General features: G+C 59.1%; 28 protein-coding genes and 1 pseudogene. 9 read left to right on the top strand and 20 right to left on the bottom strand.

Annotation, left to right across the window (positions count from 1 at the left end; translation table 11 throughout):
• Nucleotides 1–67: 67 nt before the first annotated feature.
• The 5 genes from C3F12_01385 to gspE form a co-directional block, all read right to left on the bottom strand.
• Nucleotides 68–574, bottom strand: a complete 507-nt coding sequence (locus C3F12_01385; GenBank protein PWB48445.1) for a hypothetical protein — start codon at nt 572–574, stop codon at nt 68–70.
• A 4-nt stretch (nt 575–578) separates the two neighbouring features.
• Nucleotides 579–1,139, bottom strand: coding sequence for a hypothetical protein (locus C3F12_01390; GenBank protein PWB48446.1), 561 nt, complete (start codon nt 1,137–1,139; stop codon nt 579–581).
• Nucleotides 1,129–1,653: a type II secretion system protein GspG gene (gspG, locus tag C3F12_01395; protein PWB48623.1), complete on the bottom strand. Its 525-nt coding sequence runs from the start codon at nt 1,651–1,653 to the stop codon at nt 1,129–1,131. The genes C3F12_01390 and gspG overlap by 11 nt, the downstream gene beginning before the upstream one ends.
• A gap of 118 nt (nt 1,654–1,771) precedes the next feature.
• Nucleotides 1,772–2,998, bottom strand: coding sequence for a type II secretion system protein GspF (locus C3F12_01400; GenBank protein ID PWB48447.1), 1,227 nt, complete (start codon nt 2,996–2,998; stop codon nt 1,772–1,774).
• Nucleotides 2,999–3,195: 197 nt separating this feature from the next.
• On the bottom strand, nt 3,196–4,917 hold the full coding sequence (gene gspE, locus C3F12_01405; GenBank protein ID PWB48448.1) for a type II secretion system protein GspE: 1,722 nt from the start codon (nt 4,915–4,917) through the stop codon (nt 3,196–3,198).
• 397 nt (nt 4,918–5,314) lie between these two features.
• Between gspE and C3F12_01410 the strand changes: the two genes are divergently transcribed.
• The 5 genes from C3F12_01410 (at nt 5,315) to C3F12_01430 (ending at nt 8,864) form a co-directional block, all read left to right on the top strand.
• Complete coding sequence (locus C3F12_01410; GenBank protein ID PWB48449.1) at nt 5,315–5,680, top strand: hypothetical protein; 366 nt, start codon at nt 5,315–5,317, stop codon at nt 5,678–5,680.
• A 25-nt stretch (nt 5,681–5,705) separates the two neighbouring features.
• Nucleotides 5,706–6,143 carry a hypothetical protein gene (locus C3F12_01415; GenBank protein ID PWB48450.1) on the top strand — a complete coding sequence of 146 codons (438 nt, stop codon included), beginning with the start codon at nt 5,706–5,708 and terminating at the stop codon, nt 6,141–6,143.
• A gap of 9 nt (nt 6,144–6,152) precedes the next feature.
• The gene (locus tag C3F12_01420) at nt 6,153–6,365 is read left to right on the top strand and encodes a hypothetical protein (protein ID PWB48451.1); all 213 of its coding nucleotides are present in this window, start codon (nt 6,153–6,155) and stop codon (nt 6,363–6,365) included.
• A gap of 391 nt (nt 6,366–6,756) precedes the next feature.
• The gene (locus C3F12_01425; GenBank protein ID PWB48452.1) at nt 6,757–7,764 is read left to right on the top strand and encodes a hypothetical protein; all 1,008 of its coding nucleotides are present in this window, start codon (nt 6,757–6,759) and stop codon (nt 7,762–7,764) included.
• The gene (locus C3F12_01430) at nt 7,761–8,864 is read left to right on the top strand and encodes a hypothetical protein (protein ID PWB48453.1); all 1,104 of its coding nucleotides are present in this window, start codon (nt 7,761–7,763) and stop codon (nt 8,862–8,864) included. Before C3F12_01425 ends, C3F12_01430 begins: the two co-directional genes overlap by 4 nt.
• On the opposite strand, the pseudogene C3F12_01435 reads toward C3F12_01430, so the two are convergent.
• Both C3F12_01435 and C3F12_01440 read right to left on the bottom strand, forming a co-directional pair.
• Nucleotides 8,860–8,961 (bottom strand): annotated as a pseudogene (locus C3F12_01435) (3-oxoacyl-ACP reductase). The gene C3F12_01430 and the pseudogene C3F12_01435 sit on opposite strands and share 5 nt — an antisense overlap.
• Before the next feature lie 2 nt (nt 8,962–8,963).
• Entirely contained in the window at nt 8,964–9,161 is a 198-nt protein-coding gene (locus C3F12_01440) for a hypothetical protein (protein PWB48454.1), read from the bottom strand.
• A 128-nt stretch (nt 9,162–9,289) separates the two neighbouring features.
• Here C3F12_01440 and C3F12_01445 point away from each other — a divergent pair, with 128 nt between their 5' ends.
• Nucleotides 9,290–10,642: a hypothetical protein gene (locus C3F12_01445; GenBank protein ID PWB48455.1), complete on the top strand. Its 1,353-nt coding sequence runs from the start codon at nt 9,290–9,292 to the stop codon at nt 10,640–10,642.
• A gap of 21 nt (nt 10,643–10,663) precedes the next feature.
• The gene (locus C3F12_01450; protein ID PWB48456.1) at nt 10,664–11,866 is read left to right on the top strand and encodes a hypothetical protein; all 1,203 of its coding nucleotides are present in this window, start codon (nt 10,664–10,666) and stop codon (nt 11,864–11,866) included.
• A gap of 213 nt (nt 11,867–12,079) precedes the next feature.
• Here the strand turns inward: C3F12_01450 and C3F12_01455 are convergent, their stop codons facing one another.
• Both C3F12_01455 and C3F12_01460 read right to left on the bottom strand, forming a co-directional pair.
• Entirely contained in the window at nt 12,080–12,949 is an 870-nt protein-coding gene (locus C3F12_01455; GenBank protein PWB48457.1) for a 3-oxoacyl-ACP reductase, read from the bottom strand.
• Between the two features lie 8 nt (nt 12,950–12,957).
• Entirely contained in the window at nt 12,958–13,425 is a 468-nt protein-coding gene (locus C3F12_01460; protein PWB48458.1) for an ester cyclase, read from the bottom strand.
• Nucleotides 13,426–13,678: 253 nt separating this feature from the next.
• Here C3F12_01460 and C3F12_01465 point away from each other — a divergent pair, with 253 nt between their 5' ends.
• Entirely contained in the window at nt 13,679–13,987 is a 309-nt protein-coding gene (locus tag C3F12_01465) for an antibiotic biosynthesis monooxygenase (GenBank protein ID PWB48459.1), read from the top strand.
• Between the two features lie 230 nt (nt 13,988–14,217).
• On the opposite strand, the gene C3F12_01470 is transcribed toward C3F12_01465, so the two are convergent.
• From C3F12_01470 to C3F12_01520, 11 genes are all read right to left on the bottom strand, one after another.
• Nucleotides 14,218–15,999, bottom strand: coding sequence for an antibiotic ABC transporter ATP-binding protein (locus C3F12_01470; protein PWB48460.1), 1,782 nt, complete (start codon nt 15,997–15,999; stop codon nt 14,218–14,220).
• Entirely contained in the window at nt 15,996–17,690 is a 1,695-nt protein-coding gene (locus C3F12_01475; protein ID PWB48461.1) for an ABC transporter ATP-binding protein, read from the bottom strand. The genes C3F12_01470 and C3F12_01475 overlap by 4 nt, the downstream gene beginning before the upstream one ends.
• Before the next feature lie 591 nt (nt 17,691–18,281).
• Nucleotides 18,282–18,734 (bottom strand): hypothetical protein, encoded by a 453-nt coding sequence (locus tag C3F12_01480; protein ID PWB48462.1) that lies wholly within the window; start codon nt 18,732–18,734, stop codon nt 18,282–18,284.
• Nucleotides 18,735–18,737: 3 nt separating this feature from the next.
• Nucleotides 18,738–19,040, bottom strand: a complete 303-nt coding sequence (locus C3F12_01485) for a type II toxin-antitoxin system RelE/ParE family toxin (GenBank protein PWB48463.1) — start codon at nt 19,038–19,040, stop codon at nt 18,738–18,740.
• A 3-nt stretch (nt 19,041–19,043) separates the two neighbouring features.
• Nucleotides 19,044–19,319: a prevent-host-death family protein gene (locus C3F12_01490; GenBank protein PWB48464.1), complete on the bottom strand. Its 276-nt coding sequence runs from the start codon at nt 19,317–19,319 to the stop codon at nt 19,044–19,046.
• A gap of 76 nt (nt 19,320–19,395) precedes the next feature.
• The gene (amrS, locus tag C3F12_01495; GenBank protein PWB48465.1) at nt 19,396–20,451 is read right to left on the bottom strand and encodes an AmmeMemoRadiSam system radical SAM enzyme; all 1,056 of its coding nucleotides are present in this window, start codon (nt 20,449–20,451) and stop codon (nt 19,396–19,398) included.
• 107 nt (nt 20,452–20,558) lie between these two features.
• Nucleotides 20,559–20,978, bottom strand: a complete 420-nt coding sequence (locus C3F12_01500) for a hypothetical protein (GenBank protein ID PWB48466.1) — start codon at nt 20,976–20,978, stop codon at nt 20,559–20,561.
• A gap of 59 nt (nt 20,979–21,037) precedes the next feature.
• A complete protein-coding gene (locus C3F12_01505; GenBank protein ID PWB48467.1) occupies nt 21,038–22,654 on the bottom strand; it encodes a thiamine pyrophosphate-binding protein in 1,617 nt (538 codons plus the stop codon).
• Between the two features lie 85 nt (nt 22,655–22,739).
• Nucleotides 22,740–23,507: an ATP-binding protein gene (locus C3F12_01510; protein ID PWB48468.1), complete on the bottom strand. Its 768-nt coding sequence runs from the start codon at nt 23,505–23,507 to the stop codon at nt 22,740–22,742.
• Entirely contained in the window at nt 23,438–24,337 is a 900-nt protein-coding gene (locus C3F12_01515) for a ketohexokinase (GenBank protein ID PWB48469.1), read from the bottom strand. The genes C3F12_01510 and C3F12_01515 overlap by 70 nt, the downstream gene beginning before the upstream one ends.
• 24 nt (nt 24,338–24,361) lie before the next feature.
• A complete protein-coding gene (locus tag C3F12_01520) occupies nt 24,362–24,634 on the bottom strand; it encodes a cupin (protein ID PWB48470.1) in 273 nt (90 codons plus the stop codon).
• 186 nt (nt 24,635–24,820) lie between these two features.
• Here C3F12_01520 and C3F12_01525 point away from each other — a divergent pair, with 186 nt between their 5' ends.
• Nucleotides 24,821–25,060, top strand: coding sequence for a hypothetical protein (locus C3F12_01525; protein ID PWB48471.1), 240 nt, complete (start codon nt 24,821–24,823; stop codon nt 25,058–25,060).
• The last annotated feature ends 49 nt before the right edge of the window (nt 25,061–25,109 follow it).

Raw genomic sequence — 25,109 nt, forward strand, 5'->3', positions numbered from 1 at the left:
AGAGGGGTGAGGGCGAAGCCCGACACGCACCTCCCTTAATACTGGACACTTGACACTGGACACTGTCTTACTGGACGACACGCGTTTGCCCCAATTTTTTCTCGTCCACCGCCATCCTCAAGGTCTGCAGATTCACAGACTTCTCTCCGCGACGACTCGGCCATGAAATACGAACACTCACACTATAGAGTCGACCGGGAAGCTCTTCCGCCTGTTCGAGCGCCCGGATCTCCGATGCCCAACGGAATCCGCCGCCCAGTTCCCCTCCGTCGGCCGCGCGCGTCAGATCTCGCGCAACGGATACCTCGGCCATCTTATGTTGGGCCAGCAGAACCGCTTGGGTGTACTCCTCAGACGCCTTCGCCGAGCGAACGCCCGTCGCCAGCAACTCCATCGCCAGGGCGAATCCGATACCAAGAATCGCTAAAGCAATAATGACCTCCAGCAACGTAAAGCCGGCTTTGCCGGACGGTGTTGAGTGTTGAGCGTGACGTGTTGCGTATTGTGTCGGCAACTCGAAACGTTCTCCTCTTGGCACGTGACACTTAACCCTCGACACGTGGCACTTCTTCATGGTACTAGGCGGCTTCTCCGGTACTGATGCGAACCAACCCTACCGATGCATCCACCACAATTCGATAGCCTCTTCCCTTCTCGTCGGCGAGGTCGATCGATCCGCCCGTCGAACTCCCCTGCGGAAAGAAGACGATGACGCCGCGCTCATCCGGCAAAAGAGGGCCGGTTGCAAGCAGAACGGACTTGAGACTCACACCGGGCGGAAGCGAACGGACCCGCGCCTGCCGAATCTGAGCCAGCCAAGGCTGCTCGGGATCCTCGACCGTCTCTACCCGGTCGATCCCGCCGAGTCGGCTGACGATCCAGTCCGGTCCGCGGAGCCAGTAACGATTTGTCTGCCGGTCGAAGACCACCTCTAAGATGTCCTGGTTGGCAATGGCCTGGGTCCTGGCCAACCGACAGAGCGCGGCGATATCCCTGGTCGTCGCCTTAAGCTGAGCCTGCCCGAATGATCGGTTGAAGGCCGGCGCCACCAGGACTGTTGCCAACATGAGAATAAAGAGAACGACGGTGAGCTCGAGGAGTGTGAATCCCCCCGCCTCTCGCCTCGCCCTATTGTTCAACCTTCCCCCCTCCTTGCCTGATGCTCTTCCAGCTTACAACGTCCTGATTCTCCCCTTCGCCCCCCGCCACACCGTCACCGCCATATGAGACAATATCGTAGTCTCCGTGCTCTCCGGGCGCCTTGTAAACATATGAATGGGTCCACGGATCAACAGGAAGCTCTTCCTTTTTCAGATACGGCCCGTCCCAGTTTTCCACCCCTCCGGGATTCGTGAGGAGCGCCTTTAATCCTTCATCGCTGGTCGGGTAGCGGCCAACATCCAACCGAAAGTTATCGAGGGCTGCGCCGAACAACTCAATTTGGGCCTGAGCCGCCGCCTGCTTACCCTTTCCCACCCTGCCAAAAAGCTGGGGACCGACCAGGGCTGCCAACAGGCCGATGATAATGATGACAACCAGCAGCTCAATAAGGGTAAAACCGGCCTGACGGCGGGATGTTGAGTGTTGAGTGTTGAGTGTTGAGTGTTGAGTTCCAGACTGTTGAGACGTGCCGTCTAATGGAGGCTTATCCACTACCCCCGCTAAGGTCGATTGGTACAGCGACACCTGTGTTTCGTCACACTGCATAATGGCCAAAGGTCATCCCTCCTGTGCGCTAGTAACTCAACACTCGAAACTGACAACTGTTGTATTATAGTGGAAGCTCGTTAATGCTGAAGATGGCAAGCAGCATCGACAGCACAATGAACCCGACGATAAGCCCAAGAGAGAGGATCAGGACCGGCTCCAGCAACGAGGTCAGGCGCTTGACGGTCCGTCGCACGCGCTCGTCGTACGTGTCGGCTACCCGTATCAGCATTTCCTCGAGTCGTCCGGTCTCCTCCCCCACCTTGGCCATATGGATGGCAAAGGATGGAAAGGCGGCCGCGGCTCGCAGCGGACCGCTGATCCCCTCGCCCCGCTTCACCCCCTCTTGCAACCTGGACATGGCGGCGGCAATCACCCGATTGGTAATCGTCTCTTTGACAATAGAAACGGCGGCAAGCACCGGGACGCCGCTTTGGAGAAGCGTCCCAAACGTTCGCGCGAAGCGAGAGACCTCAATCTCCTGGATCAGGCGCCCGAGTATCGGTAGCGCTAACTTCCACTGATCCCACTGCGTCTTACCCTGCTCCGTCTGTAAATAGGCCCGGAGACCGACCCAACCGAGGATGATCAGCCCTGCAAACAACCACCAGTAGCTGGTGGTCAACGCGCTGATCGCCAACAGCATCCTGGTCGGCAGCGGCATGAGTTGCTTGGTATCCGCAAATATCTGAGCAAATCGCGGAATCACAAAGTTCATCATGACCATGACGGCGCCGCCACCCACACCAAGCAGCAAAATCGGGTAGATCAGGGCCGACGTCACCTCATCCCGCACCGCCTTTGAACGCTCAAGAAACCCGGCCAGACGAGTGAGGATCACCTCCAATACACCGCTCGCCTCCCCCGCCTTGACCATATTGATATACAGTCGGGAGAAGAGTCGAGGGTACTTGGCCAAACCGTCGGCAAAGGCATTGCCCGCCTGGATATCGGTCAGGATACCACGAAGAATCGACCGAAACCGTTGGTTATCGGTCAAGTCCACAAGAATCGCCAGGCTCCGGTCCAACTCCATTCCGGCCTCAAGCAACGTGGCGAGTTGCTGCGTAAAGGCCAACACATCTTGCGCCGATGGGCCTCTCGTCAGTCGGATCTGAAACCGAGCGGCGCCGGGTCCGGTGTCTGCGGCAGCACCCGCCTGTCCGATCTTGATCGGGTAGTAGCCGTTGGATCGGAGCCACGCGACGACGGCCCGTTCATCAGAGGCCTCCATGGTCCCCTGAACGAGTTTGGCAGTGCGATCGGTAGCAGTATATTGGAACGTTCCCATATGTACGTACCGTTGTTACTGACACGGAACAGGACGGTAAGTTTAGGACTATAGCAACTAGCGGTGGGCTGTCAACACAAATCAGGCTCTAGCTGTTGCGTGAACTTAGCGAAAAACAAAGCAGATTGGGGTTACCCTGTCTGTTCTGTGCTGCAACCGAAATGAATGCACGATTTCGCATCACACCGCGACTCGACCTACGCCTCCTCTTTGGTGACCCGAAGCAGGTCTTCCACGGTGGTAATCCCCTGCCGGACCTTCAGCCAACCGTCTTCCCATAGGGTGTTCATGCCGAATGCTATCGCCGTCTGCCGAATCGCGTTCGAATCCGCCTTCGTCAGGATCAACCGCTGGATCTCTTCGTTGACCACCAAGAACTCATAGATGCCGCTACGGCCATGGTATCCGGTAAAGTTGCAGGCGGCACATCCTTTCCCTCGAAAGACCTGCAGCGAACCGTCGACCTCGATCTTCATCCCCATTTTCCGGACCGCTGCTGCATCCAAATAGTAGGGCTCCCGGCACTCGGGACAGATGACGCGAACCAGACGTTGAGCGAGAACGGCTACCAGGACACTGGACACCAGGTAGTTTTCGATGCCCATATCCAGGAGTCGCGTGATAGCGCCTGGCGCATCGTTGGTGTGCAGTGTACTGAACACCAAATGCCCGGTCAGTGCCGAATGGATGGCAATGTCTGCGGTCTCCGCATCGCGAATCTCTCCGACCATAATAACATCGGGATCCTGACGAACAATCGAGCGCAGGCCGCTGGCGAAGGTCAGGCCGATCTTCGACTTGACATGGATCTGATTAACCCCTTGAAGCTGATACTCTACCGGGTCTTCGATCGTAATGATCTTTTTATCGGCCGAGTTAATCTCGCTCAGCGCCGTATACAGGGTGGTGGTCTTCCCGCTTCCGGTCGGACCGGTTACCAGGATCATGCCGTGCGGCTTTCTGATCAGCCGCTGGAACTGTACACGAACATCCTCCGGCATGCCCATATCCCCAAGACTCACCAGGAGGCTGCTGCGATCCAGGATTCGCATGACCACGCTTTCCCCGTGCAAGGTGGGAACCGTGGACACGCGGAGGTCCAAGTCCTTGCCCTGCATCTGCAGTCTGATCCGGCCGTCCTGCGGAAGCCGCCGTTCCGCAATATTCATCTTAGCCATGATCTTCACGCGGGAGATGACCGCCCGTTGCAGCCGCTTGGGAGGCGACTCCTGATCCAGCAGCACGCCATCCACCCGATAGCGGATTCGAAGCGCATCCTCGAAGGGCTCAATATGAATATCGCTGGCTCGGGCCTCTACGGCACGGGTGATGAGCAGGTTCACCAGCTGAATGACCGGCGCCTCGGAGGCCAGGTCGCGGAGGTGGTCGATATCCTCACGATCCTCGCCGGCCCCTCCGCCCTCCTCCTCGCCGTACCCTTTGACGATCTTCTCGATCGTTGTCTGGCCATCGCCATACAGTTGGTCGATCGCCTCAAGAATCTCTCGTTCATTCGCTATGCAGACACTGACCGCAAGCCCTGTGCTCAGTCGAATATCATCCAGTGTATACGGATCGGTCAGATCGCTCATGGCCACGGTCAATACACCGTCTTTCACGTCAATCGGAAAGACCTTGTGTTCCCGCAGGTATTTTGGCGAAAGGCGATCGCGGATTGGAACAGGCGTGATTGAGAGAGAGGCGAGCGGCAGGTAGGGAAGCGAATATTGTGTGGCGAGGGCCTTACCTACGTCCTCTTCCGAGGTGTATCCGATCTCTACAAGGGTCTCGCCCAGCCGTTTGCCGATTTCCCGTTGGTGACTAAGCCCCCGCTGGAGTTGCTCTCGTGTGATGGAGCCGTCACGAATCAGGATTTCACCGATGGGTTCGCGTCCCTCGCCGGCTTGCCCACTGCTCATTGTACGATCCGTCTTGTTGACATAGTAAGGACTTCCGCCGCTCAACTGGCCCACCAACCCATGAGATTATCGACCGATCGAACCGGTAAGATGATAGATCGGCCCGAAAGAACGTGTCAAGGACTTAACGCTGCCCCACAATAGACATAGACAATCTACCCTATTCGCAGGTTTATCATCAGCTCGACAGTCGCCGGCATCCCCCATGACGAGGCGACAAGAAAGCCAGGAGGGTGACAGTCCTCGATGACGACAACGGTGAGCGCGCCGCACGTCCGGAAGTCGTTCGTCATGACGCGGCGCCATCCCTATTCCGGCAGATCGAATCCGCTTGACATTTCGACAGGTTACCTGATAAAGAAATAGCTCTACGAACGTCCCAAGTGGCGATGCCTGCATGGACCACGGTAATACCCTCAGTCATGATACTGCGAAGGGACGAATGGCAATGTACGATCTCATGACGACCCACCCAATCAGAAGTGAGCATGTGACCTGGAAGGTCATCGAGGGTGAGAGCGTCCTCCTCGATCTGAAAACCGGTGTCTATTTCAGCCTGAATGAGACCGGGACGCTCGCCTGGGAACAGTTCGACGGCTCAACCTCGCTCGCAACGGTCGGCCACGCCCTTTCCGGCCGATTTGACGTTTCGGCGGAACAGGTGCGCCAAGATCTCTGTGATTTAACGGAGACGCTCCTGAAAGAAGGACTGGTGAAGATCCGTGAAGACCGTCCGCCGTCTTCGGGAACTGACCGATCCTGAGTCGCTTCGGCTCTTTGGTTGGTCCATGCTGACTATCTGCCTGGCGGCAGTCCTCTTGCGTACCAGGAGGTTGCCTGCATTGCTCTGCTATTTGAGCAGGCCGTCTCATTCGTGCACCGGCGGCAACGCGCGACTGGGATGTGATGCCCGTTCGTTAGACCGGGTCCGCCGATATAGCCATGCGATCATCACATGCCTCCTCCGTTCGCGGCGCCCGTGCTTGCTGCGTTCCATGGTCCTGTATCGATACTGTTGGAAACGAGGTAGGCCGGTCGCGATACACTTTGGGGTAAGACCAGGCACTGATGGGTTGGAAGGTCATAGCTGGGTCACACTTGACGGGACGCCGGTTGGTGAATCGGAAGAGGCATTGCGTCCCTACGTTGCTGTTTATTCCTACCCGCCGGATTTCGCTGAAACCCTCCATCAGCAAGCCTTGGCAATAGCCGACTGGCAACCATGATCGGACAACTTGTCGAAGCGGGATGCCGCGCCATCCATCCTCAGGCTGAGTGGGGGGCTTTCATTTGAGAGTATCGCCCGGCTGATTCGGGAGATGAAGGCAATGGGAGTCACAATCCTGATCATCGGCGATCTCCATGCCTGTGGAGGCGGGACATTCGGCGTGCGCGTGGGGAGCCGGCATTGCCTGAAACGACTCTGGGACGGAGGAGGAACTGCATGAAAAAAGATATCGCCATAGAAAGCCAGAAGACGCCCTACACGAAGCCAGCCTTGACGAAGCACAAGCCGCTGCGGGACATTACGGCCGGAGATCTCTCGACTACTCGCGGGTAAGGCAATAGGTAGGTGGCTACTTCCCGACATGATACAGTCTTTGGCATGGTATGCGCGCACGGCAAGGAACAATCCGATGAAGAGCGTTCCATCTGACATGAAAGCGCCATGCGTGGAACCAACGCTGACGAAGCACAAGCCGCTGCGGGATATTGCGGCGCAAAACCAATCAGATTTGGGTTAGCGTACACGATAGGACCGACAGCGTCGCCGGTCTGAATCAATAGCCGTGTTGGTCCGGTTGTCGGTAGCGGCATTTGTGGGGTGAGAACAGTTTGATGAGGCAAACATTTGACCTATACGGCGTCGGTATCCGAGTAGACACCGATATTCCATTGCTCGCCGCCGGGATTGGCGATTTGCTGCGTCAGTTTGCTCAGGCGTCCGTTACTGGCAATCAGCCGCTGCAGTTTACCTACGCCAGGGGCAAAAAGATCCCGGAGTACTCTCCAAACGGATCAGTCGAAAGAGACGAGTCGCTGCTCTTCTCTACCTCATGGGAGAATGCCTTCGATCTTGCCGGTCGACTGGGCATTGACTGGGACGTCTACGCCAGGGATGGCGGTCTGCTGCTGGATTACCATCGGCGGGGCCGGTTATGGCTCGATACATCCGGCGGACGGCTGGATGGATCCCTGATTGAGCCGCTGGATCTGCACCAGGCGTTGCTCCCCAGCATATTTTTCTTCTTCCCGTTCGCGCAGCTATTGGCCCGACGCGGACTCCATGTCGTACACGCGGCAGCTCTGGAGCGGAACGGGCGCGGTGTGCTGATCCCCGGGGTAAGCGGGAGCGGGAAGAGCACGAGTTGCGTCTCCCTCATGCGGGCAGGGTATCGCTGCCTCTCAGACGACAAACCGTTTCTACGGGAGAACGGAAGCGGTATCGAACTTCTTCCTTTTCCCGAGATGATCGACGTCACCGATCAGTCCGTTGCCTTCTTTCCCGAACTCAGCAAAGCGGCAACAGCTCTCGAGTCAGGCTTCCGAAAGAAGCGGTTTTGCGCCGAGGCCCTGTATCCCGGCTCTACAGCCGACGCCGTGAGACCCAGTGTTATCCTGTTTCCGAAAATCACTCAAAAATCGACAAGCAGCGTTGAGGCGCTGTCGCGAGTGCAGGCACTCCAGATGCTCCTGCCGCATAGCCTGCTCTGCTTTGACCGAACGATCGCGGCACGTCATTTTGAACTGCTTGCGCATCTTGTCGAGACGACCACCTGCTATCGTCTTCATTTTGGTCGCGACGTCTTAGACCTCCCACGCCTGGTCGATCGGCTTCTGGAATGATCCGTTCGCCGGAGCGAGAGACTCTTCTGAACATGCTCCGAGCCTCGCTTCATGACGAGCCGATAGTCACCGCACCGACGTTGCCCCCTTTTGACTGGTACTCACTTCAGCGACTGGTCCGTCATCACCGGGTCGGGCCGCTCCTCGCGTACGGTCTCCGTCGTACCCGATTTGCCGGGGTACCCGATTGGGTACGTTCGGAATGGGACGCACAGCGCCGCGAAGCGGTCGCTAATGACCTGTACCATGTGCAGGCGCTGGAGGAGTTGGCAATACTTTTCGAGGCCCATGATATCCCGTTCATCCTGCTCAAGGGCGAGGCGCTCTCGAAGACATACTATCCGGTCGAAGGGCTGCGGCCCTATAACGACATCGATATCCTGATCACACAAGACACGTACGAGGCGGCGAAAGCCGCGCTGACGGCGGTCGGATTTCTACCGAGATACCCACATCTCGAATCCGAGAAGCGCGAACTGTTCGGAGAGATAGAATTCGATCGGCAGGGTCCACGAACGCTGACGGTAGACCTCCATTGGGATACCCTGATGGCCTCTTGGGGGCCGCCATCGCTTCTGCATGAGACACTCGTGTGGGAATGCGTCGATCGGATTCACGTCGGCGGGCGAATCGTACCGGTCCTCAGTGGCGAGATTCTCTTACTGTACCTCTGCGTTCACTTTGCGTTTCATCATGTGTTTGATGGGTTGATCCTCCTGTGCGATCTGTTTCTCACCCTCAGACGCGACGGCAATCACACCGACTGGGATCGTTTTTTTCGGATGGCCCACCGCCATCAGTGCCGCCAGGCCGCCTACTACGCGCTGAGCTGCGTTCAAGCGCTTCTGGATGCGCCGGTCCCGACACTCGTCTTGGACCGTTTGCGACCGCCGGCTCAGGTCCGGCTTCTGATGCCAACGGACAGACTGCTCGTGCGTGACAAGGCGGTCCCGCAGATACTGGAGCGGTTTGTCAAGTTCCTGCTGATTGACACTGAGGCGGGCCGCTGGCGGGCGGCGCGGAGTTGGTGGCAGTCGAGTAAGCCGTGGATGACCAAGCGGGAGTCGACCGTTCCGTTCTCTCCCTTGCATTGGAAGTGATGGAGAACCCCACAATATCTTCGCCCCCATCCACCCCGATAACATTCCCTGTCGTCCAGTAGGTCTCCGGACGACTTAACCCAAACATTGCCGTTGACTTCACACGGTAGCCTTTAATGCTTGAACTGCATGCTGATATGGGTTGACAGAATCCTCCAGCAAGGATATCTTTTTCGGGTATGTGTCGCTTACGAGGCAGCCCGATAACCCATTGTCCAGGAGTGAGAAATGAGAGAGACAGAAGAGCTTCGTCGGCTTGTTAACGGTGAGGTCGAGGAAGGCAAGGCCCCCTACCATCGGCCTATCCTCAGGCGTATAGGGTGGCTTCGGGATGTGACCGCTCAGGCAAGTCCTGATCTGGCGCAGTAGCCCCTTGTCTCTTCACTGAACCGCCTGACCCCTGGGCGCCTGCAAGGCGAAGCCGGGTGGATGTGACAATAGTTGCACTGGGAAGGCGCCTGCGCGCGTTTCTCCGATCGCCGCACAAGCTACAGAAGCTGCAGGACTCCTTCCATGATTTAGGTTGGCGCGCCCTCACGATCTGGTCCCGCTGGAGACTGAAGGGATACCACGGGCGCCTTATCACGATCACCGGCACCAAAGGGAAGACCACGACTGCCCGCCTGATCTCCAGAATATTTGCGGATGCCGGTTATCAGGTGGGGACGGCCTGCAGCGGAGGCGTTTATGTCAACGGTCGCTGTGTTCTGAGGGGGCCATTCTCAGGTGCAGACGGCCCCATCAGGGCCTGCCGAGCCGGAGGGCGCGATCTTCTCGTGCTGGAGACCGCCCATGGCGGGATACAGCGGTATGGGTTCGGATTCTCCGGCTGTGACGTCGCCATCTTCACCAATATTACCGATGGGCACCTGGGCGAGTTGGGGATCGAAACCCTGGAGGAGATGTTGGCGCTGAAATGGAGGTTGGCGTCCACTATCCGTCCGGGAGGGACTGTGATTCTGAATGCCGATGATCCCCTTCTGGCCGCGTTGCGTCCTCCGCAAGGTGTTGCGGTGGTCTATGTCAGCCTCACTGGAGGACTTACGCGGGGCAATGCCGACATCGAGGCGCCTCTTTATCAATGCTCCGACCATGGAACGGTGGTGAAAGCATGTGCCGGATTCTCCTCCACTGTTGCCGAGGTCCCGGACGCACCCCTGCTTGGCAAGGGCTTTGCTTCATACAACGCCTACAACCTGCTGGCAGCCGTCGCTTGCGTGGAGGCTTTGGATCGCTTCCTGCCCGTCTCACGGGAGTCGCTTCTCAAGAGTCTCTTGTCTTTCGGGGCGGTCCCTGACGATAATCCCGGGCACTTCAATCTGTTCGAGGGTTCACGGGGAAGAGTGCTCCTCCTGGGAGGGAGCAACAGGGACAGTTATCAGCGAGACGCCCAGGCCCTTGCCCGAATACGAGCCTGCCAGCCTTTTCCTGTGGGACGCATTGTCGGGGTCATCACAGCCATCGGGATGCAGTCAACATCTTACATCCGTGATCTTGTCGGGATTGTCGCCACTGTGTGCGACGAGGTCATCATTCGGGAACCACTACCACGATACCGGTACGGGAAAGCTCCGGGAGCGATCTCTTCCATCCTGAAGACGGCGGCGTTGGAATCCGGCATCCCTCATCACGCCATTCGCATATGTGACGAGACATCTGATCTCATCGAAGACGTCATTCTTCCTAGTGGAGAGTCAGACTTTTTGTTTGCGGTCTTTTGTGCATTTGCCCAGGAGCCTATAGTGGAGCTCTGTCGGCGGTTGGGGCGACTTGGGTAACGCTTAACGGCGCCCCCTTGGATGAGTCGGAAGAAGGGCCGTGTCCATACGTGGACTTCTATTCGTACCCTGCAGCTACCGCCAAGGCCGTCCCCCAGCAAGCCTTGGTGGTGGTCGCCTGAAGCCATGATCGGACATCTCATCGAAATAGGATGTCGCGTCACACCCGGTCTCAGCCGCTGGTACCTGGACCATTACGTCAGCATCAAGCGTTTCGAGAAACAGGTCCGACGCAACTTGGGGTTCCCTGCCCCCCCATCCTCGGTTACGCTCCTCATCACCTACACCTGTAACTTTGGCTGCTACCATTGCGAATCGACCTCCGACCCCAAAGCCGAGTGGGGACTTCCATTCGAGACCATCGCCCGACTGATTCGAGAGATAAAGGAGATGGGGGTCAAGACCCTGATCATCTCTGGCGGTGAACCGCTCGTCAGGCCCGATCTGTTTGAGATTCTCGAATTGGTTAATCAACATGGTTTTAACGTGATGTTGTGTACGAACGGCAGTCTGGTGGAGCGGCATCGGGACCGGCTGGCGCGGGCCCACCTGGATTGTGTTATGACCAGCGTCGATGGCCTGGAGGAGACCAATGATCGGTTCCGGCACTACCCTGGGGCGTACAAGCAGACGTTCCGAGCACTTGAGCTGTTTCAGCAGATAGGTGTCGGCGGCCGAGTGGTGAATACAATGCTGCACCCCGACAATCTTGACGAACTCGAGGAACTTGGCGACCGGATCATGCATTCGGCTGCAACGCGCTGGCGGATCGCCCTGGCGCTCCCGTCAGGAAGAGCCAAGGGGCAGGATCGCTTCTGCCTCACCGACGACCAGATTCGATCGGTCCTGCGGTTCATCCGTGATCGATGCGCACGATTCCCCGTGTATCTGAGTGAAGAGGTCGGTTACGTGGGGCCGTGGGCCCTTCAAGTGCGACCAAGACCGTTCAGTTCCGGCGATGGGCTGAGTCACTTTGCCATTATGCCGACGGGCGATGTGATCGGCTCTGCGGTGCTTCATGATGTCGCCTATTCGGAAGGGAACATCAAGGAGCAGACCCTCAAGGAGATCTGGCGAGATGGCTTCCAGCGATATCGGCAGCCGGTCCTCCCGGATGCCTGCTATGAGTGCCGTTATCTTTATGCCTGCGGAGGGGGCACGTATGCAATGCGCGTCGGCAATCGTCACTGCCTAAAACAACTTTGGGAAGGGGGAGACCAATGAGGGAAGTCCAGGAACAGCACGTCTGTGAGACCGACCCGAAACAGCCCTATATCAAGCCGATGCTTACGAAGCACAAGCCGCTGCGGGATATTACCGGCGTCGCCCAGAGCCCCATTAACTAAGAGGGACAACCGAGTCGTTCTCGCGGCACCTGACCGACCGGGCCGCCGTTGACAATCTTTGCTGTGCAGATCGCAGCCGACGCGGGCCTCATCAGGCGGTCGGTGACTTCTCTGTGCCTGCCGCCGCAAAAGGTGAGATGCAGAATCCCACAATATCCTCGCCCCCATCCACCCCGATAACGTTCCCTGTTATCCAGTAGGTCTCCGGGCGGCTCAAGACGACGAGCGCCGCCGCAACATCTTCCGGCGTGGTGAGGCGTCCGGAAGGGTTGAGTCCCTGCGCCGTCCGAATAATCTCATCATTTCCCGGAATCTTCCGAAGCGCTGGCGTGTCGGTGACCCCGGCTCGGATAGTGTTCGCCGTAATCCCCAGAGGGGCCAACTCCATCGCGAGCTGCCGGATGTGCGACTCCAGGGCCGCCTTGGCCGCCGATACAGCCCCATAGCCGGACCAGACCCGCGTCCCCCCCGAACTGGTCATGGCGTAGACTCGACCGCCGCGAATCATTAACTGTCGCATCACCAGATCCTGAACCCAATAGACGAGGCTATGCGCCATCACATCCAGGGTCATATCCATCTGCGCCTGTGTAATGGCGCCCTTCGGCGACGACGCGAGGAACGGCTTCAGGGTCCCGAAGGCGAGGGAGTGCAGGATGACCTTCACCGAGGAGGGCTCGCCGCGATCGGCCAGGATCTTCTCGATCTGATCCAGCACCTCGCGCCGCTTCTCCGGATCGGAGGCATTGACGTTGAAGAAGATCGCCCCCCGCCCCTTCTGTTGAATCCCGGTGACGATCCGTTCGACATTCGGCATGGTGGCCTTGCGGTCCAGATGTACGCCGACGATGTCCATCCCTGCGTCGGCCAACGCAAGGCAGGCGGCCTCACCGAAACCGCTGGAGGCCCCCAGGATCAGGGCCCACCCCTGGAGTTCCGAACTCTGTGATGGTATGGTCATGTACGCCTCTACGCAGCCGCGCTGAACTTCTGCTGGTCAGGCCGGGGTGAAGACTCGTGCCCACTCGAACCTATCAAGCCTAGCTGGTGCATGAGTCCAAGAAAGTCATGCTGTGCCCATCGCTCTACAATCTTACCATTCTCGAATCGGTAGATCACGATACCGGTCATCTCCAACCGCTTTCCGGTCGGTGGGACTCCAAAAAGCTCGCCGGTATGCAGTCCCGCCGCGGTCATCCGGACCACTACAAAGTCCCCCTCGGCGATCAGTTCGTGGATGACGGGGTTACCCTCCGGCGCCGCAGACGCAAAGGTCCTGAATGTCTGCTTGATCGCCTCGAGTCCCGGCTGAAGCCCGGGGATCGGCGGCGGATCGTGATACACAAAGTTCGGAGAGAAAAACTCATCCATCGCCGAGAATTTGAACCCCTCGGCATAGAGGCGACGCACCAGTTGCTTGTTGTCTTCTGTCGACATCTGTGACCTCCTACATGCTGTCATATGAGCGGCGCTGCGCGCCGCGCCGTTCTGGCGCCCGGTCGGTCGCCACGAATTGCTTGTCAGTCAAGCAGAAAGCGTCCGATTGGTCAAGAAATAAATGCAGGCAGGACCATACGTTGACAACCCGGATTCACATAGTTATGATGGTGATTACGTAATTCAATACAACATGAACCGTTCTGCGTGCCCGCTACGACGATCGTAGCGCAGCCGAGCATTGGAGGGAATCATGATTGTCGTCGCGAACAGGGTGCCCGTGACAAAAGGGTATGAAGGCGCGTTTGAGAAGCGGTTCGACGACCGCCTGAAGGTTGTCGAGAGTAGGCCCGGTTTCATCCGCAATGAAATCCTACGGCCTATCGTAGGCGACTATTATATCCTCATGACCCATTGGGAAAGCCGAGAGGACTTCGAGGCCTGGACCCAGAGCGAAGAGTTCAAACAGGTCCATGCCAACATGGCGCCGAAGGAGATGTGCCCCGGTCCCAACGGCTTTGAGATCCACGAGGTCATCCTGGTCTCGGAGAAGAAACCATAAGAACGGTACCAATCCCCCCCTCACCTTCGTCCTCTCCCCCACTTGGGGGAGAGGATGCTTTTTTGTTCCCGCCAAATTGCGGTCAATCTTTTTCTCATGTCTACTCGCGCCGTGCCGTGAAGCGAGCAGATCGAGGCCCGAGGGAGGAGGGCACCGGAGGTGTACGCAGTTGTACATTGAGGATGCCCGACGACCGAAAACGAAGAGATGCGATGTTTCACGGCACGGCGCTAGGCCAGCGGCTGGTACTGCATCTCGTAGAGCCGGCTATAGATCCCACCATGGGCCAGGAGTTCCTGGTGGGTTCCCTCCTCCCGAATCCGCCCCTTGTGCAGGACGATGATCCGATCAACAAACCGGATGGTCGAGAGCCGGTGCGCGATAATCAGGGCGGTCCGGCCGAGCAGCAGCGTTTTCAGAGCGTCCCGAATCAACAGCTCTGTCGCCGTGTCCACCGAACTGGTCGCCTCATCCAGGATCAGGATCGGTCGATCGAATGCCAGGGCCCTGGCAAAGGAGAGGAGCTGGCGTTCGCCTTGAGACAGCGTCGAGCCGCGCTCCTCCACAACGGCGTGGAAGCCCCCAGGCAACCGTTCGATGAAACCGTGGGCGTGAACGCGCTGTGCCGCCTCGGTAACCCGCCCTTCGGAGACAACAGGATCGCCAAGGTTGATATTGTGGGCGATATCGCCGGAAAAGAGAAAAACGTCTTGCAGCACCAGCCCGATCTGCCGACGTAACGTCCGCTTGTCCCATTCCCGCACATCAATCCCATCGATCCGGATGCTGCCGCGCTCGACATCGTAGAAGCGACAGAGGGCCGAGATGATCGAGGTCTTGCCGGCGCCCGTTGCGCCCACCAGCGCGACCTTTTCACCGGGGTCCACCCGAAACGAGATCTCCTTGAGGACCGGCTCGCCGGCCGTATAGGAAAGCCAGGCATCCCTGAACTCGATCTCGCCGCGCACGCGAACGGGATGGGTGGGCACGGCAGGTTCCACCAGCGATTCCTGCACATCAAGCAGCTTGAACACCCGTTCGCTGGAGGCCATCCCGGCCTGCAGGATGTTGTACTTCTCCGCCAGATCCCGGATCGGCGTAAACAGGCGGTGGACATACTGAACAAAGGCGACGACGACACCGGGAAGGACCCGATCGTCGAGGATCATGGCGCCGCCCGCCCACAGTACCAGACCCACCGAGATGGCGCTGAACAGCTCGATCGACGGAAAGAAGACCGCGTTGTACTGGATGCTCTTCAGCAGCGCGTCCCGATGCTGGGTGTTAATCCCTTGGAACTTCTTGAAGTGACGCGCCTCTTGGCCGAAGGCCTGGACCGTCGCCATTCCGGAGATGCTTTCCTGCAGGTAGGCATTCATCCGGGCCAGAATCCGCCGACTGTCGCGATAGTTGTCGCGCGCCCGCGTGCGATAGGCGGCTGTCGCCCGCAGCATGAACGGAAACGTGACGAACGAGATCAACGCCAGGCGCCAATCCATCGCGAACATCGCTGCCGCCACGCCCACCAGCGTCAACAGGTCGCCAAGCAGCGCAATCACCCCCGATCCGAACATCTCGTTCAGGGTCTCTATATCGTTGATGACCCTGGTCATCAGCCGGCCGACCGGATTCTTGTCGAAGAAGGCGAGATCCTGCCGTTGCAGGTGGGTGAAGAGACGAGTTCTCAGATCGTGCATGGCCCGCTGGCCGGTATACTGCATCGTATAGCTCTGGGCGTATTGGGACAGAAAGCCGACGACGACCGTGATCAGATAGGCCAGCACCGCGAGATTGAGACCGTGCAGATCGCGGGCCGCGATATGGGTATCGATGGCGACCTTGGTGATATACGGCCCGAGCAGTTGCATCCCCGTCGTCAGGAACAGCAGCACCAGGGAGGCTATAAGCCACCACCGATACGGCGCGACATACCTGAGCAACTGCCGTATCAGCCGGACATCGTAGGCCTTTCCCAGCAGTTCCTCTTCCTGGTGGCCCTGCGGCTCCCTCATAACATGCCCCCCCCATTGTCGCCCATGGCGTCCAGCTCCCGGGTCAGAAGCTGTCGACGATACAGACGGTAGTAGTGGCCGCGCAGGGTGAGCAGCTCTTCGTGGCTGCCACGTTCGACAATCCGACCATCCTTCAGGTAAACGATCTGATCGGCCTCCATCACGGTCGAGATCCGATGTGAGATCAGGACGGCGGTCCGGCCGCGCATGAACCCTTTCAATTGCTCAAGGATCCGCTCCTCGGTCTCAACATCCACACTGGAGAAGGCATCGTCGAGAATCAGGATGGGCGGATTCTTGATGATGGCGCGCGCCAGGGCGGTCCGCTGTTTCTGTCCACCGGACAGCCTGACCCCCCGCTCACCGAGTACCGTATCGAACTGCTGCGTAAACTGCTGGATGCTGGACGTCAGTTGGGCGAGATCGGCCGCCGTCTCCAGATCCTCCGAGGTGGCGCCCCCGTTGCCGAACAGGATGTTGTCCCGAATCGTCTCCGAAAACAGAAAGATATCCTGAGAGACATAGCCGATGGCCTGCTTCAGGGTCTGCAAGGGGAACTCACGCAGTTCGATCCCGTCGATAAAAATGGTTCCCGGCGGCGACTCATACAGGCGAGGCAACAGGCTCACCAGCGTACTCTTACCGGCGCCGGTCTCCCCCACGACCCCGCACCAGGTGCCGGCCGGGATTCGCAGTGTAATGTCTTGCAGCGTACACGGCGCCTCGGGGCCATAGCGAAAGGAGAGGTTGCGGAACTCGATCTCGCCGCGCACCGTCGTGACTACGGCGGTCCCCGGCGTCTGGTACCCTGCCGCCACCGGCGTATCCAGGATCTCCAGGAGGCGGGCCAGCGCCGCCGAGCCGCGCTGATAGAGATTGATCACGTAGCCGACCGCCAGCATAGGCCAGGTGAGCATGCCGAGATAGCCGTAGAAGCCGACCAGTTCCCCGAGTGACATCGTACCCATAGCGACCTGTCGCCCCCCAAGCCATAAGACGATCGTCGCGGCCAGGCCGGACAGGACGGTCATCACCGGCGACACATACCCCCAGCGTTTGACCAGATCGAGGTTCTTATCCTGATACTCCCGGCTTAACCCGTCGAAATGCCGCTGCTGGTTTTCCTCCTGTACATAGGCCTGGACCACCCGGATACCGGCCAGGTTCTCCTGAACAAACGTGCTGAGGGTGCTGAGGTGCCGCTGGACGTCTCGATACCGGTCGAAGATGCGGTTGCCGATGAGCAGCACGAGAATCGTAATGCTGGGCAGCGGCAGCAGGCTCCACAGCGTCAGCCACGGATCGATCACCACCATCAGCGCCAGGCTGGTAACAATCACGAAGGCGGCGTCGATAACAGCCATGACCCCCATCCCCAACATCTCGCGGAAGGAGACCATGTCGTTGGTCAGCCGTGACATCAGGTCGCCCGTCTTGGTGTGGGTGAAGTAGCTGAGCGGCAGGCGTTGCAGGTGGGCGACGATCGCGTTTCTGAAATCCCACTCGATGTGCCGCGAGAACCCGAACAGATGAGTCCGCCAGTAGTAGCGAAACACGACCTGCACGCCGGCGGCCAGCACGATCAGGGCGGGATACTTCCAGAGCACCGCCGTCCGTTCCGGACCGGCCAGATAGGTATCCAGGGCATCCTTGGTCAGCCACGGGATGGCCAGCCCGCCCACATCGGTCACCAGCAGCGCCGCAAGGCCGATAATGACGAACCGCTGCTGCCGCTGTAGGTATGGTCGAATCCGGGCGAACTTCGTGAAAATCTTACGCCTCCGCGTTCGGATGAAAGAGAATGGGATCGGTCAATGGAATAATTGTACGTTACTCCACGCCCCTTGCAAAGCGATTGTAGGGTTTCAAAACCAGAGAAGGATATTGCGGGGATGAACTGGTGGGTCAGTTACTGTGGTTTTCGCCTAGTGTAGTGTATCCAGCGCTTCTTTACATATCCCGTTCACCCTGAGCCTGTCGAAGGGTGCAGTATTGCAATAGGTTCCGTTCATGGGTTCGACAAGCCTGTCCTGAGCAACGCAGCCGTCTCCTTCGACACGCTCAGGACGCACGGCTGCGTTATCGAAGGGCTCACCACGAACGGATTGTAGGGGTATGTCTGGGACACTACACTAGTGACCTGTTTCTGAAACTCGTTACATACATTACGACGTCATTCCGGCCAAGCCTGTATAGCGGGCGCGAGCCGGAATCCAGGACAATGGACTATCTACTTCTACGCCGTACTTCTGACTTGCAACACCAGCCAGCTACACCTTCGTTCAGGTCCACAAGAACTCTCGAATTTCGACAAGGCGGTGGAGATTGCGCTGATCCTCCTCGCGCCACTTCTGTTCTAATCGCGCATGCTGTTTGAGCGCCCGATAATAGGCTGCATACTTCTTCTTATCCGGCGTCACCAACTCGCTGAGCGTCGTCCCGGCGATCTTCTCAAACCGCAGCGGTGGGACGGCAATCTTCTTGTCATCCAGCGGACTGCGTCGGCTTGGGCGTGTCGTCGTCCACCATCGATAGAGGGCACGTATCTCCTTCCACGCCCGTCGATGATTGTCGTCGTGGCTCCAGTCGATGTACTTGTCGGGCTGCTCTTGCTCCATGAAGTCCACCAATAACTGGAACGCCGCGTGAAGCATCACCTCATCCTTATCATGCCACCCGGCCTTCAGCGTACGAATGACCAGGCGCATATTTCTGGTTTTCTTGTTCTGTGTCATCGGTTAGACGCCTTCCACATTCTCGGGAACAGTCGGAAGTTGTGCGCCATGCCAGACGCCAACGATCCAGACAGCCTTTCCCTTGACGCGATAGAAAAAGCGGTACGGCGCAACCACTACTTCACGTTGAGGAAGTTCGGGGAACTCGGGAATTACCCGGCCTGATTCCGGGAATTGGACCAGTCTTTTCAAGGCGGTCTCCACGCGTCGTCGGAACCGTAATGCGGCCTCAGGTTTGTCGCGGCGGATATCGGCGAGAGCAGAAAGGAACTGAGCCAGGGCGGATGGGGTGAAGAGGATTTTCACCGGTCAATCTTCTGCCAATAGCCGATCGGCCTCCGCCATTACGCTGTCCAGATCGTACCCCTTCCCGGAGGCGATCTCCTTGTCCCCGCGTGCAAGGAGGAGAAGGAGCTGCCGGTCGCGCTCCGCCTTCTCGTAGGCGTCTGTGCTCATCATCACCGCAGCCGCCCGACCGCGTTGAGTAATGATGACCGGCTCCTTCGCGCCCTTTACTCGCTTGAGCACACTCGCCGCGTCCTGCCGCAGGTCAGTGATCGGAATGATATCCGGCACTTTGCCCATTAGTGTTACCTCCTACGATACGTGTAAATGTACCATGAGTGTCCCCTTACAGCAAGATGCTTAACAGGTTTTTGGGCTAATTCCAGACGCCGGGGATGGGGGTCCGACAGGTCGGGCAGGCGCCCTCCTGGAGGGCGTTCTTAAGAATAGTGTAGCCGTGCCGCCGGACCAGCAAGGCGCAACAGGCGGGACAGTAGGTGTTTTCGTGATGACCGACGCGACCAGGCAGGTTGCCGGCATAGACATAACGCAGACCGGCCTTTTTTCCGACCCCAGCCGCACGAAACAGGGTGACGGCTGTGGTGTTGGCGTGGTCCAACATCTTGTAATCCTGGTGAAAGGCCGTAACATGCCAGGGCACATCGACGGAGACGGACGCCAGAAACTCGGCGATCTGAGTCAGCTCCTTATCGGAATCGTTGAATCCCGGCACAACGAGCGTCACGATCTCGACCCAGAACCGCTTTTCCACAAGCAGCTTAATCGTGTCCAGGACGTTTTCCAGCACCCCACCCAGCTTTCGGTAGTTGGCCTCGTTGAACCCCTTCAGATCCACCTTGTACAGGTCCACCCAGGGCTTCAGATAATCGAGCACCTCGGGCGTGCCGTTACCGTTGCTGATGTAGGCGGTTTTCAGGCCGCGCGCTTTGGCTGCGCGGAAGATCTCGACGGCCCACTCGCTGGTGATCAAAGGCTCATTGTAGGTACTCGCAACGATCGGCGCACAGTACCGCTCGGCCATGCCGACCAGGCCGTCAGCCGTCACCAGCTCGGGAGGACTCACCGCCTCCGGATCGCGCAACGCCTGCGACGTGATCCAATTCTGGCAGTAACCGCAATGAAAGTCGCATCCGAGCATTCCGAAGCTCAGGGCCAGCGATCCCGGAAGGGCATGGAAGAACGGCTTCTTCTCGACCGGGTCGATCTGCAACGCCCCGACGTAGCCGCTGGGAACCTGCAGGACACCCCCCTTGTTGTACCGGACCCGACAGACGCCTTGCCGTCCCTCCGGGATCAGGCATCGGTGACCGCAGGCATAACACCGCACCCGCTGGTTGGGGAGCCTGTCGTACAGTTCCCCTTCTTTGGTCAGTTGGGTCAAGACCTCTGCAAGGGTCATCGTGGCCGGCATAACGTCCTCTACCCCCCCACACTTCGCGTAACTACGCTCCTATTCACAATATAGCTCCGCGTAACGCGTCCCACAAGCCGATTAAATGTGGAACTGTCGTACTCTGATCACGAGTCCCGAGCTTCCTCGAGGTCTATCAGGGCCCGGATAATATCGGTTTCGGTGATAATACCGACTAATTTCGACTCTTTCACAACCGGGAGCGCCCCGATCCTCCTGTTGAGGAGCAGTCGCGCCGCGTCGGCGATGGGCGTCTCCGGCGTCACCGTCACCACCTTCTTGGTCATGATCTCCTTTACCTTCAATTTTTCAAGCAGGTAGTGAACCTCGTAGATAGACAGACTCGTGGCAGGGGACGGACGCGCCAGACGAAAGTCCCGATCGGTGACGATCCCCAGCAGCTTGCTGTTGTCGGTGACCAGAAGATGTCGAATCCCCTTTTTCTTCATCATGTACAGCGCCGCATTGGCCCGTTCATCGGAGCCGACGGTCACCAGCTTGGTCTGCATGTACCGTTTTACCAGCATCGCTTCTCCTTTACGTTGAGGCGGTTCTTGTCGATATCCTGCCCGTATTCAACCACCACTTATCTGCCCCTCGAGCGATGAACGACGACGCCCAGGCGCTGCATCGGGGCCGAGTAGGTCCCGGTCGGGATAATCGTCTCGATCAGGATGGTAGCCCCAACATCCTCGAACGCCTCCGTCAGAGCCCGATCGAGTTCCTCCGACGTGCGGACACGGAAGGCGCGGGCCCCCAAACTCTCGGCCAGTTGCACGTAATCGGGAGCCGGCAACTCGTAGGATCGGGCCGGTCCATCCATCGCGGCCAGCATCCCATGACTCCGATTATTAAAGAGGATCACAACGGCGTGCAGCCCCAGGCGCACGCATGTCACCAGGTCCAGGCCGGTCATCAGGAACGCGCCATCGCCCACCAAGGCAACGGGCCGCCGCCCCGGTTCGGCCAATCCCGCACCGATGGCCGCCGGTACTGCGAAGCCCATGCTGGAATAGTAGCCCGGTCCCAGAAACATATCCGTCTCCAACTCCACGCTGGCAAAGAGCGCATCGCCCACATCGGCGGCGTACAGGACCGGTCGGCCGGCCGCGACCCGATTGAGTACGGCAATAATAGCATCCGGCGTGAGCGTTTCAGACGTGGCGGGCTGAGGCGTCATGGGCGGCGGAATCGACTCCATACGCTTCGGCGGCTCCGGCAGGGCAAGGAGCGCGTCCATCAACTCCTCCAGGCTGACATCCGAGAACCGGTGGTAGCTCACGGTCACGCCCTCATGGACGGCCGAGATGACCTTACGCCGATCAAAGCGGGCCGTATACATGCCGGTATTCACATCGGTCATCAAGGCGCCAAGCATCAGAACGCAGTCGGCCGTCTCCAGCACCTTGCGGGCCCGGGGCGACCCGATTTCGCCAAGGTAGTTCCCCGCAAAGAGAGGATGCCGCTCCGGAAAGACCGCCTTGCCGTCCAGGGAGGTGGCCACCGGCAGTCCATACTTTTCGGCGAGCGCCACCAGTTTGTCGTGGAGCCGAAAGCGACGGATCTCAGCGCCCGCATAGATGGCCGGCAACTCCGCGACGCGCAGGCGAGCGATCACCTCGGCCAGCGCCTCATTGGCGGCGCGTTCATCTCTTGGTCGGACTTCCGGCTCACGTCTGACAGGCACGGGCACGTCCGCCCGTATCATGTCCCGCGGGATCTCGATATAGCCGGGACGCTTGGTCCGAAGCACACTGTCGATCACGCGATCCACTTCGGCGATGGCATGAGCCGGGTCATCGAGGGCCGCCGTTGCACCCGTCACCTCGCGGTAGACCCGAAGCTGGCTGTCAAAGGTCTTGACCCGATGATGCAGGAGGGCATCGGGATCGCGATGGGCGATCTCAGGCGCGCCGGACAGCACAAGGACCGGCGATCGTTCGGCGTAGGCCTGCGCGGTAGCGTTCACCATATTGAGGGCGCCGGCGCCCCAGGTGACTGCCGCCACGCCCAGCCCCTGGACACGCGCATAGGCGTCCGCCGCGTACCCCACGGACGGTTCATGGGTAAGGATCACCGGCTCGATCCCCGGCTCCTCTTCCAGGGCTCGGAAGAACGGCAGGAAAAAATCACCCGGCAGCCCGAAGACATGCCGCACCCCGGCTTCCCTAAATCGTCCGAACAGATACCGACACAGCTCCATGCCTTACCTTTTACCGTACCGCGATGGGACAGGTCAATGTCAAGTCCTCAGAACGGACCATACGGTCAGACACGCAGTGAGCGGACTATCGTCCGCTCGTCCCGTCGCCGTCGGTTCCTGGCAACAGGTCGGCGAAGACGAAGCCGTCGCGGGTGACAACCTCCCCAATACTCACCGGGATCGGATGGGCAAACATCGGCCCCGCGCAGGCAAAGGTGTGAAACTCCCCCCGTTCGCCGCAGGGATCGACTCCGTCGGACAATTCATCCAACAGATTGCCGTCGAACAGGCATCCCGCATACGAGGGGGACAGCTTGTTCGGATCGACGCACGTGATTCTGGCCTTGAGGCCTGACGCAATCATGGTGCGGGCGAGCGCAGTCGTCGGTATCCCCCACAGCGGAAACAGTGGTGTGATCCCGGTACCCTGCATCCGACTCTCACGATATTGCCGGACATCCTCGAGGAACAGGTCGCCGAAGGCGACATGCGTAATGTTAAGGCTTGCACGGACCTCGGCCAAAGCCCGGCCCATCGCCTCCTCGTAGGCCGTATTCGAGCAGGGCCATGGGAGCGATACATCGATGAGCGGCAGGCCCGCAGCCCTCGCCTGCGCCTCGACCAGCTCGCGCCGGACGGCGTGCATGGCCACGCGGTCGAACGCCTCATTAAAGGTGGTGAGCAGGCCGACGACCGCCACCTCACCCGCCTGCCGTAAGACCTGAAGTGCCCAGGCCGAGTCCTTCCCGCTGCTCCAGGCGACCAGCACCCGCGGACGGCCCGTCAACACAGCGTCCCGCCTGACGTCTGACGCCCCTTTTCCACCAACCCCTCCAGACCAATCTGGCCGCATTTGTTGCCGGCCAGACGGCAGGCGCGTAAGAGCACGTCATCCATACCAAGGCCTTTGAGACAGGCATCGATCAGCCCCGCGTTGAAGGTATCCCCCGCGCCCAGCGTATCTTTGACCTCGATCGGAGGAGACGCAGGACCGTGGTGAATCGCTCCTCGCCGATCAAGACCATAGGCGCCCTCCTTGCCCCATGGCAGGACCAGGTCAGCCTGCGGCGCCTGCTCCCGCATTGCCAGCAGGAAGGGATGGGGTGTATCGAACCCGCAATGGGCGGCATACGCGCGCGAAAAGATCAGTACGTTTGCGTCCGAGAAGACCGCGTCGATCCCGGGACGCGGCTTCTCCACCTCGACCGAGCACGGGAGGTTCGGACTGTTCTCGCGGGTTTTGCGGACCATACGAACCGTTTCCGGCCCGTCGCGGGCCTCAAAATGGACCCAGTCAAACGGCGCGCGATCAATCCGACGGAAGTCATCATCGCTATACTCCGGCAGGTCTCGATAGTGCACGATGGTCCGCGAGCCGCCTTCGACACTCAGCAGAACACAGGAGATCGGCGGTCGGCCTCGAACAGAGCGGCAGGCGGTCAGGTTGATGCGATGGCGCACCAGGCGCTCAAGAATTAGAGCGGCCTCCGGGCCATCCGCCAACACCCCCCCAAAAGCGCACGTATGACCCAATTGACTCAGGACAACCAGGGTGTTGGCGGCATTGCCGCCAGGGCTGACGCGCAATCCCTTCGCGCGAAGTTCGGCATCCTCATCAGGATAGTGCGCAAGCGTGAAGATGTAGTCGAGCGTGGCAGTACCGACCGCCAGGATGCGCGCCATGCCGGTCCCCTCTCGCGGGCGGGTTCAGTCGAATCGATAATGCTTGTGGACGGGGCGGCGGATGTCCCAGGTGCAGGTCATCCCAGCCGGGAACGCGACCAGATCGCCTTTGCCGACCCGCACCGGCTCTCCGCCATCTGGTGTCACAATGACATCCCCTTCCAGGAAGTAGCAGGTCTCGGTGCTGTCGTAGCTCCAGGGGAAGATCGAGACCTCTTTGCTCCAGGTCGGCCAACTCTGCACCGTAAGCGCGGCAAGTCGGTCCGGGGAAGGGTGATGCTCGATCCGAATCTCCATCGATCCGTCCTCCTTTCGTTTCCGTATGCTTGTTCGGTCAGCAGCCGCATGGTAAGACGGCCGCAATGACGCCGTCAACCCCAAACTGCGGCGGCAGGTGGGTGATAATGTACTGTTCGTCACGATCCTTGGAATCGGTCGCGCCCTTTGCTATGATAACAGGAGGATAACGATGCAGGAGCAGTCATGCCGACCCCGGAAGAGCTTAAGGAAGAGGAGAGAAAGCTGCGACAGCTTCGGCTGGTAATCAACCTTACTATGAGTACGATCAGCCAGACGACACTGTCGTTGGAGGAGGCCTCGCAGATGGTCGTCGCAACAAGGGAGTTGGCGCTTCGCCTCTTTCCCGGGAAGGAGCTGGCCTTCGATCTGATCTATCAGCCCCGCTTCCGGAGACTCCTGGCTGAACGGTTCCGCCTCCATTGACCCTGCTCGCTGCGGTCTCATCGCGTCGCCGCAGTCAGACTCTCCGAAT

The sequence above is a fragment of the Candidatus Methylomirabilota bacterium genome, from assembly GCA_003104975.1.
In the GTDB taxonomy this organism is placed as follows: domain Bacteria; phylum Methylomirabilota; class Methylomirabilia; order Methylomirabilales; family Methylomirabilaceae; genus Methylomirabilis.

Excerpts from the sequence above, each read along its gene's own strand:
- C3F12_01385 (PWB48445.1), bottom strand. The coding sequence starts at position 574 with ATGAAGAAGTGCCACGTGTCGAGGGTTAAGTGTCACGTGCCAAGAGGA.
- C3F12_01400 (PWB48447.1), bottom strand. The coding sequence starts at position 2,998 with ATGGGAACGTTCCAATATACTGCTACCGATCGCACTGCCAAACTCGTT.
- gspE (PWB48448.1), bottom strand. The coding sequence starts at position 4,917 with ATGAGCAGTGGGCAAGCCGGCGAGGGACGCGAACCCATCGGTGAAATC.
- C3F12_01410 (PWB48449.1), top strand. The coding sequence starts at position 5,315 with ATGGACCACGGTAATACCCTCAGTCATGATACTGCGAAGGGACGAATG.
- C3F12_01415 (PWB48450.1), top strand. The coding sequence starts at position 5,706 with ATGCTGACTATCTGCCTGGCGGCAGTCCTCTTGCGTACCAGGAGGTTG.
- C3F12_01425 (PWB48452.1), top strand. The coding sequence starts at position 6,757 with ATGAGGCAAACATTTGACCTATACGGCGTCGGTATCCGAGTAGACACC.
- C3F12_01430 (PWB48453.1), top strand. The coding sequence starts at position 7,761 with ATGATCCGTTCGCCGGAGCGAGAGACTCTTCTGAACATGCTCCGAGCC.
- C3F12_01440 (PWB48454.1), bottom strand. The coding sequence starts at position 9,161 with ATGGTAGGGGGCCTTGCCTTCCTCGACCTCACCGTTAACAAGCCGACG.
- C3F12_01450 (PWB48456.1), top strand. The coding sequence starts at position 10,664 with ATGAGTCGGAAGAAGGGCCGTGTCCATACGTGGACTTCTATTCGTACC.
- C3F12_01455 (PWB48457.1), bottom strand. The coding sequence starts at position 12,949 with ATGACCATACCATCACAGAGTTCGGAACTCCAGGGGTGGGCCCTGATC.
- C3F12_01460 (PWB48458.1), bottom strand. The coding sequence starts at position 13,425 with ATGTCGACAGAAGACAACAAGCAACTGGTGCGTCGCCTCTATGCCGAG.
- C3F12_01465 (PWB48459.1), top strand. The coding sequence starts at position 13,679 with ATGATTGTCGTCGCGAACAGGGTGCCCGTGACAAAAGGGTATGAAGGC.
- C3F12_01470 (PWB48460.1), bottom strand. The coding sequence starts at position 15,999 with ATGAGGGAGCCGCAGGGCCACCAGGAAGAGGAACTGCTGGGAAAGGCC.
- C3F12_01480 (PWB48462.1), bottom strand. The coding sequence starts at position 18,734 with ATGACACAGAACAAGAAAACCAGAAATATGCGCCTGGTCATTCGTACG.
- C3F12_01490 (PWB48464.1), bottom strand. The coding sequence starts at position 19,319 with ATGGGCAAAGTGCCGGATATCATTCCGATCACTGACCTGCGGCAGGAC.
- amrS (PWB48465.1), bottom strand. The coding sequence starts at position 20,451 with ATGCCGGCCACGATGACCCTTGCAGAGGTCTTGACCCAACTGACCAAA.
- C3F12_01500 (PWB48466.1), bottom strand. The coding sequence starts at position 20,978 with ATGCTGGTAAAACGGTACATGCAGACCAAGCTGGTGACCGTCGGCTCC.
- C3F12_01505 (PWB48467.1), bottom strand. The coding sequence starts at position 22,654 with ATGGAGCTGTGTCGGTATCTGTTCGGACGATTTAGGGAAGCCGGGGTG.
- C3F12_01510 (PWB48468.1), bottom strand. The coding sequence starts at position 23,507 with ATGCGGCCAGATTGGTCTGGAGGGGTTGGTGGAAAAGGGGCGTCAGAC.
- C3F12_01515 (PWB48469.1), bottom strand. The coding sequence starts at position 24,337 with ATGGCGCGCATCCTGGCGGTCGGTACTGCCACGCTCGACTACATCTTC.
- C3F12_01520 (PWB48470.1), bottom strand. The coding sequence starts at position 24,634 with ATGGAGATTCGGATCGAGCATCACCCTTCCCCGGACCGACTTGCCGCG.
- C3F12_01525 (PWB48471.1), top strand. The coding sequence starts at position 24,821 with ATGCCGACCCCGGAAGAGCTTAAGGAAGAGGAGAGAAAGCTGCGACAG.